Below are 17,096 nucleotides of genomic sequence, written 5' to 3'. Positions count from 1 at the left end.
TCATTCTGCGGATGCGCTCACCCGGCCGCCATAGCAGCCGTAATGCCCGAGTGAAACCGCTCGACCATCCGGGCATGAGAATATGCTTCCGCAGAGGCCCGCGCGTTGTCTCGGACCGACCGTAGGCGGTTCGGGTCGCCCATCACTCGCCCCACAAGCTCGGACATCTCGCCGGGCGAGGCAATGAAGGCATTTTCTTCCGAGAGGTACTCGAACTCGGGAGCGTGGTACTGCCACGCCTCGCAGACTACGGGCAGACCCATTTCGAACGAATCGATCGCAGCCAGCCCGACTCTTCCTGCTATGAGGGAGACCTTCGCGTGTCGCGACAGCCAGGCCTTTTCCGAGTTGCCCACCGGTCCAAGGTAATGACACCAAGGTCGAGTGGCCGCGGCGCGAACTAGTGACTCGTCCTCACCCCTACCTCCAATCACGAGGATAAACCGAGGGTCTCGTTTGTGTACCTCAGCCGCGACTTGGAGGAGATAATCGATCCTCTTCGTGTGGTCCAGGCCCCCGATGTAAACACCTATCCATCGTTCTTTGAGCTGGTCCCCCTCCGCAACAGAGCCAGCTGCGGAACCGATCGCTTCCCGGAGCGCGGAGGAGTCATAGGTATTGTTCAGAACTACTGCCTTGCGCGAACACGCACCGAGCAGGACTGCGCGTTCGAGACTTCGAGGGGTGTAAGCAAAGAACCACTGGGAGCGTCGCAACATCCATGCCTGAAGTCGTCGCTCCAATGTGGACTGCGCTGACGTTATGGTGTGCCCATGCCCCCAAAACGCCGTTGGCCGTCGAGTGACCTGCCGCCATAGCAGCAACAAGTATGTATCGAGATTCCGGGTCGCCTGTTCGAGTATCAACAGGTCCGCGTCCCACACTCGGCGAGGAAGCCAACGAAACACCAAACGGCGCTCACCCAGCGGAATGACCGTCTGCCGGACGGCCGTGAAGATTTCGTCCGTCGAGGCATCTTTTCTCTGACTCTCGACCCCCGTAGGTGAACCCGCGAAGACCTCCAGGTCGGTATCACCCGCAGCGAGCCTCGCACTAAGGCTGCGAAAAAGCGATTCGCGGTATCTACTGGCGTAGGGCTGAACAATCGCAACTTTCTTAGCCACCGAGAACCTCTTCAACCACGCGCCCCCACGCCCGACCGTATGCTGACGTTGAATGGTGCTCGGACGCGTACTCTCGGAGCAGCTGACGCTGAGCCTCCTTCTGTCGAGGCCCTAACCCCAGGAGCCTCATCAACTCGCCTTCGACATCGTCGAGGCCACCCTGACACACGACAACGCACGATGGGGCATGCTCGAGAAGCTCCCTCACTGCTCCGACGTCATACGCGATGACAGGTGTGCCGCAAGCCATCGCCTCGATGATCGTCAGCGGCTGCGCCTCGTACGGATAACTGCTAGGGAAGATCAGTGCGGATGCCTCCGATAGAACCCGCCACTTTTCCTGCGTTGGAAGGGTGCCCAGGTAGTCGCAGTTCGTAAGTCCCGCAATGGATGTAGTGAGTTCGGCCATGTAGCCAGCTGGGCCCGGTGCGCCGTAGAGCAAGAAATCGACATCGCGGGAGAATCGGGCCGCCAGCTCGACGAAGTCGTCGGCTCCCTTTTCTGGAAGCAGGTTAGACACGAAAACTACGGAACGCCTCGGTGCGGCCGACACAACCAAGTCACCGGCGGCGACCGCATTCGGGATGATGCGTATGCTCTTGGGGTCGACAAACGCCTCAACATCCGCGGACAGAGAATGACCCAAGACGACGGTCAGCCGCGCCGCCCCGAGAGCACGTCTCACCGCCCACGCCCAGAACCGACCACGTCGTGCAAGCACAGCGAATCCCGTGGTATGGACGTAGTGCAATACTTCGGCCCTGCGGAGCCTCGCGATCTCCAGCAGAAGCAGGTCCACCAGAAATGAAAAGGGACGGTTGGTCAGGAAGAACACAAGAAGGGGCCGCGTACGACCACTGAGGACCCACGCTAGCCGGCCAGTGAGCCCAAGAGCGGAGAGGATTTTCCTAGGAGACAACCGCCCCACTTCATCCACCGAGCGGCTGAATCTGCGCTCCACGACATCGACGTCGAAGCCCTCGGCGCGAAGCGCCGCGACCAATGTGGCGGTCATAACAGTAGACCCATGCCACGGAGGGGGGAGCTGGCTGAGTACACAGACGCGTTTCAAGGTTTCCTCATTGCCGCGATGACGGCAGTAGGGCACTCACCACGGGTTCGGTGGCGCCGGTCGTCGGCGCGAGTCAGGGAGTGCGCTCGGCAGAGCACGAAAGGCCTTGACTGCCAGCGCTCGCCCGCATCTCTGATTCGCGTGTGGGCTGGAGACGCGGTGCGCGGACCTGCGCGACGAAGTGCGAGGTCGACGGATCCGATCCTACTCAAGCCAGCTCCCGCTTCGCACTCCACTGCCGCCACCGAACTACAACCCTGAAAGTACAACTTCTAGCCTACCCCCGCGGCTGGAGGTGCCTTCTACCCGGATGCGGGGCTGCGGAATCTTGACCATCGCCTAGAGCCTGTAATCTGACGGTGGTCGGCCGGGCAAGGCCGGTAAAGACTTAAGGAGCGGACCCCCGATGACCAAGCGCGCATTCATCACCGGCATCACCGGGCAAGACGGCTCCTACCTGGCTGAGCTGCTCCTCGCGAAGGGATACGAGGTGCACGGCCTCATCCGTCGCGCCTCCACCTTCAACACGGCACGCATCGACCACCTGTACGTCGACCCGCACGACCCCGAGGCGAAGCTCTTTCTGCACTACGGCGACTTGAGCGACGGCGCACGCCTGGTGACGCTGCTCGCCGAGATCAACCCCGACGAGGTCTACAACCTCGCGGCTCAGTCACACGTGCGCGTCTCGTTCGACGAGCCCGAGCACACCGCCGACACGACCGGCACCGGCACGATCCGTCTCCTCGAAGCGGTGCGCATGTCGGGCATCAAGACCCGCTTCTATCAGGCCTCCTCCTCCGAGCTCTACGGCGCGACGCCGCCGCCGCAGTCGGAGACGACGCCGTTCTACCCGCGCTCCCCCTATGCGGCCGCGAAGCTGTACTCGTTCTGGATCACCAAGAACTACCGCGAGGCGTACGACATGTTCGCGGTCAACGGCATCCTGTTCAACCATGAGTCGCCCCGCCGCGGCGAGACCTTCGTGACTCGCAAGATCACCCGTGCCGTGGCCCGCATCAAGGCCGGCGTGCAGAAGGACCTCTACCTCGGCAACCTCGAGTCGGTCCGCGACTGGGGCTACGCCGCGGAATACGTCGAGGGCATGTGGCGGATGCTGCAGGTCGACACCCCGGACGACTACGTCCTGGCGACGGGCGTCGGGTACACGATCAAGGACTTCCTCGAGGCCTCTTTCGGCCACGTCGGTCTGGACTGGCAGGAGTTCGTCAAGTTCGACGAGCGCTACCTGCGGCCAACGGAGGTCGACGCCCTTATCGGCGACTCGGGCAAGGCGCAGGAGAAGCTCGGCTGGACGCCGAGCGTCGACGGCGCGCAGCTGGCGACTCTCATGGTCGACGCCGACATCACCGCTCTCGAGCAGGGCCCAGCCTGGATCGACACCGTCAACCTCGCGTCGTGGAGGACGGCTGACTTCGCTTCGCAGGGCGCGGCGTGACCAGCCCCGACGGGGTCGGCTTCACCCCCGGGGAGCTCGACCGGGATGCGACGTTCTACGTCGCCGGGCACCGCGGGCTCGTCGGCTCTGCGATCGTGCGCAAGCTCGAGGCGTCCGGCTTCGAGCATGTCGTCGGGAAGAGCTCGGCCGAGCTCGACCTGAAAGACCGCGACGCCGTGTTCGCCTACATGGCCGAGATCAAGCCGAAATTCGTCGTCCTGGCGGCGGCAAAAGTCGGCGGTATCCTCGCGAACAGCACCTACCCGGTCGACTTCCTCAGCGACAACATCCGCATTCAGACGAACGTGCTCGACGCGGCGCTGGCGAACGACGTGGAGCGGGTCGCCTTTCTCGGGTCGTCATGCATCTACCCGAAGTTCGCGGCGCAGCCGATCCGCGAGGATTCGCTGCTGACCGGGCACCTCGAGCCCACCAACGACGCGTACGCGATCGCGAAGATCGCCGGCATCCTGCACACGCAGGCCGTGCGACGGCAGTACGGGCTCCCGTGGATCTCGGCGATGCCGACCAACCTGTACGGGCCGAACGACAACTTCTCGCCGAAGGGGTCGCACGTGCTCCCGGCGCTGATCCGGCGATACGACGAGGCGGCGGCCTCGGGCGCACCGACGGTCACCAACTGGGGCACAGGCACACCGCGCCGCGAGTTCCTGCACTCCGACGACATGGCCGATGCCGTGCTGCACCTCATGGAGCACTACGACGGCCCCGAGCAGGTCAACGTGGGCACCGGGTCGGACGTCACGATCCGCGAGATCGCCGAGACGATCGGCCAGGTCGTCGGCTTCACCGGCGATACCGAGTGGGACACGACGAAGCCCGACGGCACGCCGCAGAAGCTCCTCGACGTCTCCAAGCTCGCCGACGCCGGGTGGACGTCGAAGATTTCGCTGCAGGACGGTCTCGAGCGCACCGTCGCCTGGTACCGAGACAACGTCGACCACATCCGCGAGTGACCTCGCCACCGGCGAGTCAGTGCGACAGCACGAACTCGCCGGTGTCGTAGGACTCGTGCACCACCGAGCAGTACGGGTGCGCACCATGCCAGACCGCTGCATGCGACGTCACTGACCGCCCGCACTCTTCGCAGCGCACGTCGGCGCTTCCCCAGACGGCGCGGTCCACGCGCTGAACGAATCTCTTGAGCATCGTTCCCCCCAGAACTTGTGCTCTCCGCCTTGCGGCGAATCCCCAAAGGACGGCTACGTCCTGACTGCACGGTACGCCGTCGGCGCGACGGCGTCAACGAATGCGCGTCCCCTAGGCTGGTCCGCGAGGCTTGCCGCTCACCGACGCGCCGCTGACCGCCTCAGCGAATTCATCTTCCCAGGAGGCGACGTGCGTCTTTCAGTCATCGGCTGCGGCTACCTCGGCGCGGTGCACGCCGCGGCTATGGCATCCATCGGTCACGACGTCGTCGGCATCGATGTCGACGAGAACAAGATCGCCTCGCTTTCCACCGGTGAGGCCCCGTTCTTCGAGCCCGGGCTGCAGGAGATCCTGGCCGCCGGCATCGCCTCGGGCCGTCTGCAGTTCACGACCGACATGGCCGAGGCGGCCGGGGCGCAGGTGCACTTCGTCGGGGTCGGCACGCCGCAGCAGAAGGACGGCTACGCCGCCGATCTGACGTACGTGAACGCCGCCGTGGACGCCCTGCTCCCCCACCTTTCCGAGGGCGACATCGTCGCGGGGAAGTCCACCGTGCCGGTCGGCACCGCGGCTTCGCTCACACCGCGTGTCGAGGCAGCCGGCGCGACGCTGGTCTGGAACCCGGAGTTCCTGCGCGAAGGCTTCGCGGTGCAAGACACCATCGACCCCGACCGGCTCGTCGCCGGGGTGCCGTTCCACGCCGGGGTCGCGACCGAGGCCGGCGCACGTGCCGCGGAGATCCTGCGTGAGGTCTACCACCCGTCCGTCGCGAAGGGCACCCCGTTCATCGTCACCGACCTCGCTACGGCGGAGCTGGTGAAGGTCGCCGCGAACGCCTTCCTCGCAACCAAGATCTCGTTCATCAACGCGATGGCCGAGATCGCGGAGGTCACCGGCGCCGACGTCACGACGCTCGCCGACGCGATCGGGCATGACGCGCGCATCGGCCGACGCTTCCTCGGAGCAGGCATCGGCTTCGGCGGCGGATGCCTGCCGAAAGACATCCGTGCCTTCTCCGCCCGCGCCGAGGAGCTCGGCCGCGGCGAGTCGGTCGCGTTCCTCCGGGAGGTCGACGCGATCAACCTGCGCCGCCGTGACCGTGCCGTCGATCTCGTCGTCGCGGCGTTCGGCGGCTCCGTCTTCGAAAAGAAGGTCACGGTGCTCGGCGCGGCCTTCAAGCCGCACTCGGACGACATCCGTGACTCTCCGGCCCTCGATGTCGCGGTTCGGCTTCGCGGGCTGGGTGCCGATGTGACGGTGACCGACCCGGAGGCGATCGAGAACGCGCGCCGCATCCACCCGCAGCTGCACTACGTCGCCGACCGCGACGACGCGCTCCGCGGGGCGGACGCCGTCATCGTCGTCACCGAGTGGGACGAGTACCGCCGTCAGCTCGACCCGGCCCACGCGGCGTCCCTGACGCGAGGGCGAATCATCGTCGACGGGCGAAACTGCCTTGACCCGGCCGCGTGGCGTGCCGCGGGGTGGGAGTACTACGGCATGGGGCGCCCCTAGCGCACGGCTAGAGTCAGGGCGTGCCCGAACCCGCGTCGATCAGACTGGACGAAGCCGTCGATCTCGCGCACGCCTGGCTGCAGCAGGCGGCCGATGCGCAGGGGATTCGGGCCTTGTTCATCAAGGGCCCGGCACTTCATCGTCAGGGTCTGCGCTCGGCTCGCGTTTCGGGCGACGTGGATGTTCTTGTGGAGCCCGCTCGCTTTCACGATTTCTGCGCACATCTGGGCGACGTGGGGTGGAGACAGCGAGACTCGATGCTCCTCAGCGAGCTCACCACGCTCCACTCCAAGACCTACCTTCGTGACGGCTGGCCCTGCGACATCGACGTGCACAGCCACTATCCCGGCTTTCTCGGTGACCCCGCCGAAGCCTTCGAAGCCCTTTGGGCGCGGCGTACGACACTCGATTTCGCACACCAGTCGTGCCTGGTTCCGGATCGCGTCGCGGGAGTGCTGATCCTCGCCCTCCATTCACTCCGGGGAACCGTGATGCAGGAGCGTCACGCGGCCGAGTTGAAGGAGTTGCTCGCGGTCGAGCTGACCGAGTTGGAGCGGGTGCAGCTCGCGGACCTGGCCGCCGCTACGGGCAGCGCCGAAACACTCCGAACGGTGCTCCCCCGTCTGGGCGTAGATCTTCCCGCATCCGCTGACCAAGCGCCCCACGGCTTGCGCGAGTGGCGCGAACGCGTCGACGCGGGATCTGTCGGCGCGTACCAGTGGTTCGTCGCCCTCCGGAGGTCGCACGGACGCGCGAAGCTCCGCGTCCTGTGGCGCGCCATCTGGCCCACCGACCACGATCTGCTGATCGCACGGCCGGAGATCCCCGACGCGTTCTGGCCGAAAGTCCGGGGCCGCATCGCCCGCTGGCCGCGCGGTCTGCGGTCGCTGCCACGCGCAGTGCGCGCGATCTGGCACAATCGGGGCTAGCAGGGCACGCTTCAGCAACGGGCCCGGCAGACCGCGCCGCCGCGGCGCGGGACACCACCCGGCAAGAGAGACCTATGAGCGACCTCGGCTCCGCAGCGCCCCTGGCGGTCGTCATCGACGATGACGACGATGTGCGACACCTGCTCGTGCAGATCCTGACGAGCGCCGGCTTCTCCCCCATCGCGGTCAACAACGGGGTCGCGGGCGTCGAAGCCGTGGCGACCTACCGGCCGGTGATCACGACGCTCGATGTGAACATGCCCGGCATCGACGGGTTCGAGACGGCGCGCCGCATCCGCGAGATCAGCGACACCTACATCCTGCTCATCACGGCCCTCGCCGACGAGGCCGACGCCGTGCTCGGGTTCAGCGTCGGGGTCGACGACGTGGTCGTGAAGCCGTTCCGCGCCCGCGAGCTGCGCGCCCGGGTGTCGGCGATCCTCCGGCGCGTGCGGGTGCCGCAGACCATGGCGACGCTCGACACGGCGGCGCTCGAGATCGTGCCCGGCGCCTCGCCGTCGCGCCGCGTGCTGCGCCAGGACGGCCTCGTCCTCGACCTCGACGACCACACCGTCACCCTCGACGGCGAGGACGTCGCGCTCACACGCAGCGAGTTCGATCTGCTCGCCACCCTGCTGGGGTCGGAGCGGCGGCTGCGCAGCAAGGCCGACCTCGTCCTCACCCTGCGCGACGAGTCGCACCTCAGCCCCGACACGGTGACCGAGTCGGAGGAGCGCTCGATCGAGGCGCACATCACCAACCTGCGGCGCAAGCTCGGCGAGTCCGCTGCGCGCCCGCGGTTCATCGAAACCGTCCGCGGCGCCGGCTACCGCGCGGTCGTGCCCCGTCGGCACACCGAGCCCGTGCCCACTGTGGCCGGCTAGGCGGTGCGGGCAGAGACCACCCCGGATGTCGAGCGGCTGAGCCGACCCCGGGCGATACGCACCTGGGGCGATGCACGTTCCCGCTCGATCTGGCAATGGCAGCTGATCGTCGCGCTCAGCGCCGGCACGATCTCCGTGGCGATCGCCCTGCTCGACCCCGAGATGTACGCGCTGCCGACATTCGGCGGTGGCCTGGTCCTGATCATGCTGCTGACCTGCGCGACCTTGGCGACGCCCTGGCCCCGTCTCGGCAAGGACGTCGTGGCGCTCGTGCCGGCCCTCGACATCGCCGCGATCGGTCTGCTGTACGCCGGCAACGACGCCCGCCTCGGCTTCCTCTGGGTGTTCCCGGTCGCCTGGATCTCGACCTACTACAGCTTCGGCTGGCTCATCGCGGCGCTCGGCGAGATCGCCGCGCTCGTGCTCGCGGTGGCGCTGCACGCGCCCATCACCCCCGATCTGGCGCTGCGGCTCCTCGTCGTCCTGCTCGTGCTCGGGCTGCTCGGGATGACGATCCAGATCGGCGCACGCCGCACCCGCGCCTTCGCTCGCCTGCTGCGCCGGCAGTCCGCCCAGCTCACCCGCACGCTGCACCGCGTCGAGGCGCAGGAGGCGGGTGCGGCGGCCCTGTTCGAGTCGATGGAGACCGGTCTCGCGCGCGTCAGCCCACAGGGCGTCGTCGTGGCCGCGAACCGGGCCTATCGCGTGCTGTACGGCATCGACGACATCTCCTCGGCCCAGCCGGCGAGCGCCGTGGAGTACGACGACTACCGCGGCTTCGCGCTGCCGCGCGAACGGACGACGGCAGCGCGCGCCGCGCGCGCGGAGGAGTTCGACAACGAACGCGTCTGGCTCTTCGACCCGAACGGGTCGTGGCGCGCCCTCGACGTGTCGAGCCGCGCGATGCCGGACGGCCCCGAGCCCGCCGGCATCCTCCTGACAGTCCACGATGCGACGGGCGCCTTCCACGCGGCCCGTGAGCGCCAGACCGTCTCGAGCATCGTCTCGCACGAGCTGCGCAACCCCCTCACCGCGATCGCCGGGCACACCGACCTCTTGCTCGACCGCGAAGATCTGCCACCCGACGTCCACGACCAGCTGAGCGTCATCGAGAACGCGAGCGCCCGGATGCAGCGGCTGATCACCTCGGCGCTGACCGCGCACGCCACTCCACCCGAAGACGCGCGCGCCGTGCTCGACCTCCGCGCCGTGGCGACGGCATCCGTCGAAGCGTTCCATCCCGCCGCCTGCGCGGCGGACGTCGGCATCCGCAGCCTGCTCGACGGCGAGCTGCCGATCTGCGGCGATGCGTTCCGGCTGCGCCAGGTGGTCGACAACCTCTTGGGGAACGCCGTCAAGTACACCGGTCGCGGCGGCGTCGTGACGCTCTCGGCGGGCGGGTCGGACGACACGGTCGAGCTCGTCATCGCCGACACCGGAATCGGTATCTCCGCCGACGACCTCGCCCGCGTGTTCGACCGCGACTTCCGCGCCCAGAGCGCGCGCGACAGCGGCATCCCCGGCTCGGGCCTCGGCATGGCCATCGCGCGGGACATCGTCCAGCAGCACGACGGCACACTGACGGTCACGAGCACCATCGATGTCGGGACCCGCGTCGTCCTCCGCCTCCCCCGGTCCAGCACAGAAGGAATCACCGCGTGATCAATACCCACGCGAGCGTCAGCTTCGCGGTCTTGTCCCTCCTCAGCACGGGCCTGGTGATCGGGCTGGGCTTCCTCTCGCGCCCGTCGCGCGCGACGTCGATCTGGGCGTTCGCGTTCACGCTGACGACCATCGCCTCCTTCGGCTGGGTCGCCGCCGACGCGGTGGGCTCGCTGCCGCTCCGGGCGGCAGCGTCCGGCGCGCTGCTCGGCGCCGGCGCGTTCGTGTGGGTGGGCCTGCGCGCGTGGCGCGGCGCCGCCCGCCTGTACTGGCTGCCGGTCTTCGCCTATGCCGTGGCCTCGACGATCCTGCTCGCCGCGACGGCGACGACCGCCCACTACGCGCTCATCTTCCGCCTCGACTTCGCCATCGCGGGCGCGCTCGCGGTGCTCGTCATCGTCGAGCTCGTCCGCCTCGGGAGCGAGCGCCGCGACGAGGCGCTCCCCCTCGCGCTCGCCTCCGGCGGGTACGTGGCCTTCAGCATCCTGGCCCTCATCGACGGCGGTGTGCGGTACGCGCAGTCCGGCACCATGGCCAGCGCCGCCGAGCTCGGCTTCGTGCGCGACCTCAACTCGCTGGGGTCGATCTTCTACGTCGTCTGCGCGCTCGTCACGGTGCTGCTGCTCGCCCGCACGACGCCGGCTGCGGCGGGGCAGCGCACCGCGTCGTGCTTCACCGATGTCGCGGCCGACCGTCTCGCCCGGGCGCGGGCAGCGGGCGACCAGTGGTGGTCGGTGCTCGACATCCGCCTCGACGATCCCGACGACCTGCGCGACGCATCGAACTCGATCGCATTCGCCGCGATCACTGAAGGGTTCGCGCGCGACGTGCGGGCGTCCCTTCCCGCGGATGCCGATATCGAAGCGCGCGGCGACACCGGGTTCGTCGTGCTCCTGCCGCGGCCCGAGGGCGCCGTGCGGCAGGTGCTGTCGCAACTGCTCGCCCGTGTCGCCGCCGCGGATGCCGAGCAGCCGACGAATGTGCGCCTGTCCGCGAGCATCGGCTGGGCGAGCGTGGATGCCGTCGGCCACGACCTGGACGCGCTGCTCGAAGGCGCCGCGGGACGTGTCTCGGAGGCCCAGCAGCGGGGCGGCGATCGGTGGGAGCGCACCCAAATCGCAGGTTGAGCGCAATTCCGGCGCAAGATCCCCCGAAGTCCCGCAAGATCGCGGACGAGCGACCCTATTCTCGCGAATGAGACACGACGACCACGTCAGCCACCCGAAGGCTGCCGGCCCGATCGCCACCCGAAGGCGATCGGTCGTCGTGATCTCGAACGTGATCTGGGGAGTTCACAATGCGAGACGACGACGCCTTTGCGCCTTCGGCCGCGGTCACCGTGGCCGAGAAACCGGCCGGGCTGAGCCGCCGTCAGCTGCTGCGCGCCGGCGCCTGGGCTGCGCCCGCGCTCGTGCTCGCCACGGCTGCGCCGGCCGCTGCCGCTTCGGTGGATACTCAGCCCGGTGGGACCGGCGGCTGGGAGCAGAGCACGATCTCGACGTGGGCCAGCACGTCCGGGATGTGGGACGGGGCAGCCGGCTTCACCCGCGTCACAGGCGTCTACGGTGGCGCGTACCCCGAAGTCCGGTACGACGGCGTCAACGTCGGCCTCATCACGTACGCGATACTCACGATCTCCATCCCTAAAGCCGGCATGCGCGCCGAAGTGCCGACGGTCGGCGCGAACAGCCCGGGGTGGAAGGCCGAGAGCGCCACGACGGTCGGCGGTCACATCCTGTACAAGTTCAGCTGGACGGGGTCCATCTCCACCACCGGGAACCGTCAGTTCCCGCTGACTTACACGTTGCCCGGCGACGGTTCCAACGCAGCCGGGATCTCCTTCCCGAAGCCGCTGTCGTTCTCACTCATCTCCCCCCAGATAGCCAATATCGGTGTCGGAGCCGCGTCGGCACCGGCGCCGTAAGGTCCGCTTCTGAGCAGGCTGCCCGGGGAGCTCTGCCGCCGGGAACGCAAGAAACGCAGGGAACGCAGCGCCGGCAGAAATCCCGCATAAGAAGCTCCGAAGTCCCGCAGGACGACGGAAACCCGCCCCTACTTCGCGAATGAGGCACGACGACCTCTGCAGCAGTCACCCGAAGGCCGCTGCCGACTGACCGTCACCCGAAGGCATCCGGCCGTCGTGATCTCCAACGTGATCTGGGGATTTCACAATGGGAGACAACGACGCGTCCGCGCCTTCCAGCGCCGCACTCGAGGCCGGGAAGCCGGCCGGGCTCAACCGCCGCCAGCTACTGCGCGCCGGAGTGTGGGCCGCGCCTGCGCTCGTGCTGGCCACGGCGGCGCCGGCCGCTGCCGCCTCGACGTCGCCCGTCGTGACACCCCCACCCAGCGCCATTGCGGTTCCCGGCGGCGGGAGGGGTGCCCTCCCCACCTACCTGATCGGCGCGACCGGCGTCACCGCCAAGCCGTACTGGAAGCACGGGACTCCCTTCATGGACCCGGCCAACCCGCACCGTGCGGGCTTCGAGATCAATGTCTCCGGCATCCCGCATATCGCGACGGCGCGCACGGTGACGATGTACTTCTATGTCCCCACGTCCACCGCTCCCCTCAATCGCGCCAACCCGGCCACGTGGACGTGGACGATGGAGGGCAGCAACTTCTCGTCGATGACGGCGGTGTTCGAGCCCGGGGTCTGGCGTCTCACGTTCGTCATGCCGTCGTGGGGCCGCACGAGCTACGCCCACGTCTACGTGACGTTCCCGTCCTGACGACGGTGACCCGCAGCGCCACGGGCGCTGGACCCCACGCACCAATGTCGGAACCCCCCACCACAATTAGGGGTATGACAACCTCGACGCCAGCCTCCGGGAGCGATGCCTACCTGGCATCGCTGGCCGGGATCGTGGCTGATATCGAGGCCACCGAGCGTCACGTGACCGTCGCGCAGGTTGCGCAGTTGCGGGTGCTGGCACGCGCGGGTCAGCTTGCCGCGACGCAGGCGGAGGGGGCCGCGGCCCGGGTCCGAGCGCACGACATGGCGTTGCGGGCGATCGCCGCCGAAGTCGGTGGCGTGCTGCGCGCGACCGATCGCACGGTGCAGCGGCGGATCGATGAAGCACGCACGATCGTGGAAGATTATCCGGCTGCGCTGAGCGCATGGGAGACCGGACGCATCGCCCGAGGTCACGTCCTGGTGATCGTCGAGACCGGCGCCGTCGTTCCCCCCGACCTGCGTGGCGAGTTCGAATCCGCTGCGATCGCACGGTGCGAGCGGGACACACCGAACCGCGTCCGCTCCGAACTGGAGATCCTCGCGCAGCGCATCCACCCCCGCCCGCTGACTGAACGGCATGCGGATGCTGCGGCCGCCCGCTGCGTCCGCCTCGTGCCCGGGCGGGATGGGATGTCCGACCTCGTCGCGACCCTGCCCACCGTCATCGCTGCGGGCATCCACGACCGCCTCACCCAGCAAGCCCGCACCGTCATCGACAGCCGCGACGCCATCGCGAACGCCGGGCGAATGACCACCGGATCCGCCTTCGGCATCGGGGATGACGTGGCCGACGGAGACGACGGGTTCGACAGGGACGGGGCGCCGACGGCCGCCGAGCTCGCTGCGACGGATCACCGCAGCACCGATCAGGTGCGTGCCGACATCTTCGCCGACCTGCTGCTCGCGGGGACTCCCGCACTCGATCCGACCGGCACCGGTGACGGGGTGGGTCCGCTCGGTGCGATCCGCGGGCATGTGCAGGTCGTCGTGTCGGCGACGACACTCTGCGGCGCCGACGACGGCCCTGCAGATCTGATCGGCTCGGCCCCCGTCGACGCTGCCACCGCCCGCGAACTCGCCGGCGGCGCACACATCTGGGAGCGACTCCTCACTCATCCCCTCACTGGTACGGTCCTCGCCGTCGACAGCTACCGGGTGCCCCTCGCGATGCGCCGATATCTGCAAGCCCGCGACCAGCACTGCCGGTTTCCCGGATGCCGGGTGCCCGCAATCCGCTGCGAAATCGACCACACACACGACCATGCCCTCGGCGGCCCGACCGACCACCGCAACCTGGGGCACCTCTGTCAGCGCCACCATTCGATGAAGCAGTTCACCGCCTGGCGCGTCCGACAACTCCCGGGCGGAGTCCTCCACTGGACCTCGCCCACCGGCAGAACCTACCGCGAAGACGCTCCCATCCCAGCCGTCGCGTTCGTTGCTGCCGTGCCATACGCCGACGACCCGGCCCCGTTCTGAGCTCGCTCGGCGCTCGGCCCTAGGTCGAGGTCGAGGTGGAGGTCCAGACCGAGGCGCACAGCACGTGCGCCGTCAGCCAGCCCTAGGCGAGTCGCGCCACGCCCACGTCGGCCAGCTCACCGAGGAACGGAGGCAAGGTCGGCATGACATCGTCCGTGGATACCCCGGCGACCTCGGCGACGGCATCCGCGAGCGCGTCCACCGCGATCGGTCCTCGCTCGTACAGCTCGCGCCAGATGATCGTGCCCGACGGGTCGAGCGCGCGCGCCAGTCCGTCACCACTCGGCGGCAGCAGCACCACCCGGTCGCCACTGTCGACCCACGGCACGGTCGACTCGATGCGCCACCGCGGCAGCCGGTGCTCGATGAGACCCGCCTCCACGAGCTGGGCGAGCGCCGCGCCGACGAGGACCGCCGCGTCCCGCGCGCTGCCCGGCGTCCCGTACGCATCGACGGCCGCCGCGACGAGCTGGTCGACGCTCGCCCCGCGCGCTGCGCGCCACAGCGCCGGCGCGACACCGGCGAGCACCCGCACCGTCCCGGCACCCTCCGCGTCGACCTGCAGGATGGCGATGCGGTCAGGATCGACGAGCGCCACCGCATCCTCGGTCGGCGTGCGGAAGTATCCCGGCACATCCGGGGCGAGGGACGGCGCATCCTCGTCCGGCGGCACCGCGCCCAGTGACGCTGTCCCAGCCGGCGCGCCAACATGCGTGCCAACCAGCGCGCCAGCGGGCATCCCAGCGGGCGTCCCAGCGAGCGCGCCAGCGGGCACACCAGCGAGCGCGCCGGCAGGCGCCACGGCGGGCCCGCGGGCGAGCGCCGGCAGCACATCGACGAGCGACGACGCCTCCCGGTAGATCACCCGCTGGACGCCGCCGACCCGCGCGAGATGCCCGGCCAGCAGCTGCAACGGCGTCTCCAGCGACGGCAGGTAGCTCGTCTGCTCCACGAGGTCCGCGAGCGCATCGCCCAGGTCGACCTCCTCGATCACCGGCTCCTCCGGCGCATCGGACCGCCGGTCGAGCAGCACCACCGCCGCCAGCTGCAGCGGAGCATCGGGCAGGGCCCGCATCCCGGCATCCGTCGGCGTGCGCTGATGCTTCGGCGCCGCCGGATCGTCGATGACCGACAGCGGCTTGCGGTACGGCCAGACGCGCCCCGCGAGATCGATCGCGACCGTCTCGTCGGACACGTACCCGAATGCGCGCCCCAGAGTCATTGCCGCCGTCGTCTTGCCCCGCCCCGACGGGCCGACGAGCGCGACGACGCGCCCGTCGTCGAGGGCGAGGCCGGCGGCATGCAGCATCCACACCTCACCGCGGCGCGCATCGATGGCCGCGAGCGTCACCCGCTGCGACAGATCCGCGAGCATCGCGGCGTCGTCGACACCGAGCAGCGGCGTCACCACGGCATCCACCCGGCCCATGTCGTCAGCAACGGCATCCCGCCAAGCCGCCGTAACCAGGTTGCGCTGCGCCGCCGTCAGCGCGCCGCCGTCGACCTGCACGATCGCGCCGATCGCGGCGATGCGCAGGGTCCAGGGCACACGCGATAGTGTACGTGCGGACTAGGGGACACCATGGAACTGCAGGACTACCTGCGCATTCTGCGCGCGCACTGGCTGGCGATCGTGCTGCTGACGGTCCTCGGCGGCAGCGTCGCGTTCGGGTGGAGCGCCCTGCAGCCGCGCGTGTACACGGCGTCGGCGAGCGGCTACGTCGCCGCCGCGAACACCGGCAGCGACACCGGCTCCAGCCTCGTCGGCGACCAGCTCGCCCGCGGCAAGGTGACCTCCTACGTCGATATCGGCGGCTGGCGCGCGGTCGCCGAGTACGCGATCTCCGACCTCGGCCTCGACGACTCCCCGGAGCAGCTCGTCACCCGCGTCGACGTGTCGAGCCCGCTCGACACCGTCATCATCCACGTCAGCGCGTCGGCCGGCTCCCCCGAGGAAGCCCGCGACCTCGCCGAAGCGTGGATCCGCGGCATGGTCGAGCAGATCGACGAGATCGAAGGCGACGGCACGGCAGGCTCCGCCGCCGTGACGCTCATCCCCGGCGACTCCGCGCGCCTCCCGACGAGCCCGTCGCTGCCCAACACCCGCCTCAACGTCGCGCTCGGCGCGCTCATCGGGCTCGCCCTCGGCATCGGGTACGCCGTCATCCGGCACGTCCTCGACCGTCGGGTGCGCAACCCGCGCGACATCGAGCGCGAGACCGGCGTCTCGGTGGTCGGCACGCTGCCGCTGGAGAAGGACCTCACGCAGGACCGCCGCATCCTCATCTTCGACGGCCCGACCGGCAACCAGAACTCGACCGCGATGACCGAGGCGATGCGCGAACTGCGCACGAACCTCCAGTTCATGGATGTCGACAATCCGCCGCGCGTCATCGTCGTCTCCAGCCCCCTGCCGGGCGACGGCAAGTCGACCACCGCCGCGAACCTCGCGATCAGCCTCGCCGCCGCAGGCCAGAAGGTGGTGCTGGTGGATGCCGACCTGCGGCGCCCCGTCCTGTCCACCCTGTTCGCCCTGCCGGACGGCGCCGGTCTCACCGACGTCCTCGCCGGCCGCGCGGAGTACGCCGACGTCGTGCACACCGGCGACGTCAGCGGCAACCTGACGCTGCTCATGGCGGGGCGCATCCCGCCGAACCCCAGCGAGGTGCTCGGCTCGCAGCGCATGCGCGACCTGCTCGCCGTGCTGCGCGAGGACGCGACCGTGATCGTGGATTCTCCCCCGACGATCCCCGTGACGGATGCCGCCGTGCTGTCCACGGCCGCCGACGGCGTCCTGCTGGTGGTCTCGGCCGGCCGCACAACCTACGAGATGATGCATAAGGCGCTCGAGAACGTGGCGAAGGCCAACGGCCGCGTGCTGGGCGTCGTGCTCAACAAGGTACCCAAGCGCGGGTCGGCCGCGGCCTACTACGGCTACCAGTACCACGGCTCCTACACGTCGCAGGTCGAGACGCTCACCCGCAAGGAACGACGCAAGGCAACGGCCGCGGCGACGCCCGCACCCTGACCCCGGGCCGGTCTCCCAGGTGTGCCGACCCTAGAGT

General features: G+C 68.9%; 14 protein-coding genes. 11 read left to right on the top strand and 3 right to left on the bottom strand.

Translation table 11 applies throughout. The features are described 5' to 3' along the window. Positions 1 to 17: 17 nt before the first annotated feature. Together MSA03_RS03170 and MSA03_RS03165 are read right to left on the bottom strand one after the other, a co-directional pair. Complete coding sequence (locus tag MSA03_RS03170) at positions 18 to 1,124, bottom strand: glycosyltransferase (RefSeq protein ID WP_147049590.1); 1,107 nt, start codon at positions 1,122 to 1,124, stop codon at positions 18 to 20. Beyond that, positions 1,117 to 2,139 carry a glycosyltransferase family 4 protein gene (locus MSA03_RS03165; RefSeq protein WP_147049589.1) on the bottom strand — a complete coding sequence of 341 codons (1,023 nt, stop codon included), beginning with the start codon at positions 2,137 to 2,139 and terminating at the stop codon, positions 1,117 to 1,119. The genes MSA03_RS03170 and MSA03_RS03165 overlap by 8 nt, the downstream gene beginning before the upstream one ends. 463 nt (positions 2,140 to 2,602) lie before the next feature. Between MSA03_RS03165 and gmd the strand changes: the two genes are divergently transcribed. From gmd to MSA03_RS03115, 10 genes are all read left to right on the top strand, one after another. Continuing rightward, entirely contained in the window at positions 2,603 to 3,655 is a 1,053-nt protein-coding gene (gmd, locus tag MSA03_RS03160) for a GDP-mannose 4,6-dehydratase (RefSeq protein WP_147049588.1), read from the top strand. Next, positions 3,652 to 4,632, top strand: a complete 981-nt coding sequence (locus MSA03_RS03155) for a GDP-L-fucose synthase family protein (protein WP_147049587.1) — start codon at positions 3,652 to 3,654, stop codon at positions 4,630 to 4,632. Before gmd ends, MSA03_RS03155 begins: the two co-directional genes overlap by 4 nt. A gap of 382 nt (positions 4,633 to 5,014) precedes the next feature. Next, positions 5,015 to 6,340 (top strand): UDP-glucose dehydrogenase family protein, encoded by a 1,326-nt coding sequence (locus MSA03_RS03150; protein WP_147049586.1) that lies wholly within the window; start codon positions 5,015 to 5,017, stop codon positions 6,338 to 6,340. A 20-nt stretch (positions 6,341 to 6,360) separates the two neighbouring features. After that, positions 6,361 to 7,269 carry a nucleotidyltransferase family protein gene (locus tag MSA03_RS03145; protein WP_147049585.1) on the top strand — a complete coding sequence of 303 codons (909 nt, stop codon included), beginning with the start codon at positions 6,361 to 6,363 and terminating at the stop codon, positions 7,267 to 7,269. A gap of 74 nt (positions 7,270 to 7,343) precedes the next feature. After that, positions 7,344 to 8,153: a response regulator transcription factor gene (locus MSA03_RS03140; RefSeq protein WP_147049584.1), complete on the top strand. Its 810-nt coding sequence runs from the start codon at positions 7,344 to 7,346 to the stop codon at positions 8,151 to 8,153. Positions 8,154 to 8,156: 3 nt separating this feature from the next. Further along, positions 8,157 to 9,815, top strand: a complete 1,659-nt coding sequence (locus tag MSA03_RS03135) for a sensor histidine kinase (RefSeq protein ID WP_147049583.1) — start codon at positions 8,157 to 8,159, stop codon at positions 9,813 to 9,815. After that, the gene (locus tag MSA03_RS03130; protein WP_147049582.1) at positions 9,812 to 10,942 is read left to right on the top strand and encodes a nucleotidyl cyclase domain-containing protein; all 1,131 of its coding nucleotides are present in this window, start codon (positions 9,812 to 9,814) and stop codon (positions 10,940 to 10,942) included. Before MSA03_RS03135 ends, MSA03_RS03130 begins: the two co-directional genes overlap by 4 nt. 170 nt (positions 10,943 to 11,112) lie before the next feature. Continuing rightward, entirely contained in the window at positions 11,113 to 11,739 is a 627-nt protein-coding gene (locus MSA03_RS03125) for a hypothetical protein (protein ID WP_147049581.1), read from the top strand. A gap of 247 nt (positions 11,740 to 11,986) precedes the next feature. After that, the gene (locus MSA03_RS03120) at positions 11,987 to 12,547 is read left to right on the top strand and encodes a hypothetical protein (RefSeq protein WP_147049580.1); all 561 of its coding nucleotides are present in this window, start codon (positions 11,987 to 11,989) and stop codon (positions 12,545 to 12,547) included. Between the two features lie 74 nt (positions 12,548 to 12,621). Next, entirely contained in the window at positions 12,622 to 14,031 is a 1,410-nt protein-coding gene (locus MSA03_RS03115) for an HNH endonuclease signature motif containing protein (protein WP_147049690.1), read from the top strand. Between the two features lie 82 nt (positions 14,032 to 14,113). Here the strand turns inward: MSA03_RS03115 and MSA03_RS03110 are convergent, their stop codons facing one another. Then, positions 14,114 to 15,580: a PqqD family peptide modification chaperone gene (locus tag MSA03_RS03110; protein ID WP_147049579.1), complete on the bottom strand. Its 1,467-nt coding sequence runs from the start codon at positions 15,578 to 15,580 to the stop codon at positions 14,114 to 14,116. A gap of 33 nt (positions 15,581 to 15,613) precedes the next feature. Here MSA03_RS03110 and MSA03_RS03105 point away from each other — a divergent pair, with 33 nt between their 5' ends. Continuing rightward, positions 15,614 to 17,059 carry a tyrosine-protein kinase domain-containing protein gene (locus tag MSA03_RS03105; RefSeq protein WP_147049578.1) on the top strand — a complete coding sequence of 482 codons (1,446 nt, stop codon included), beginning with the start codon at positions 15,614 to 15,616 and terminating at the stop codon, positions 17,057 to 17,059. Positions 17,060 to 17,096 lie beyond the last annotated feature (37 nt).

It is taken from the genome of Microbacterium saccharophilum (assembly GCF_007992455.1).
In the GTDB taxonomy this organism is placed as follows: Bacteria; Actinomycetota; Actinomycetes; order Actinomycetales; family Microbacteriaceae; genus Microbacterium; species Microbacterium saccharophilum.
This window is presented reverse-complemented; position numbering and strand designations above follow the sequence as displayed.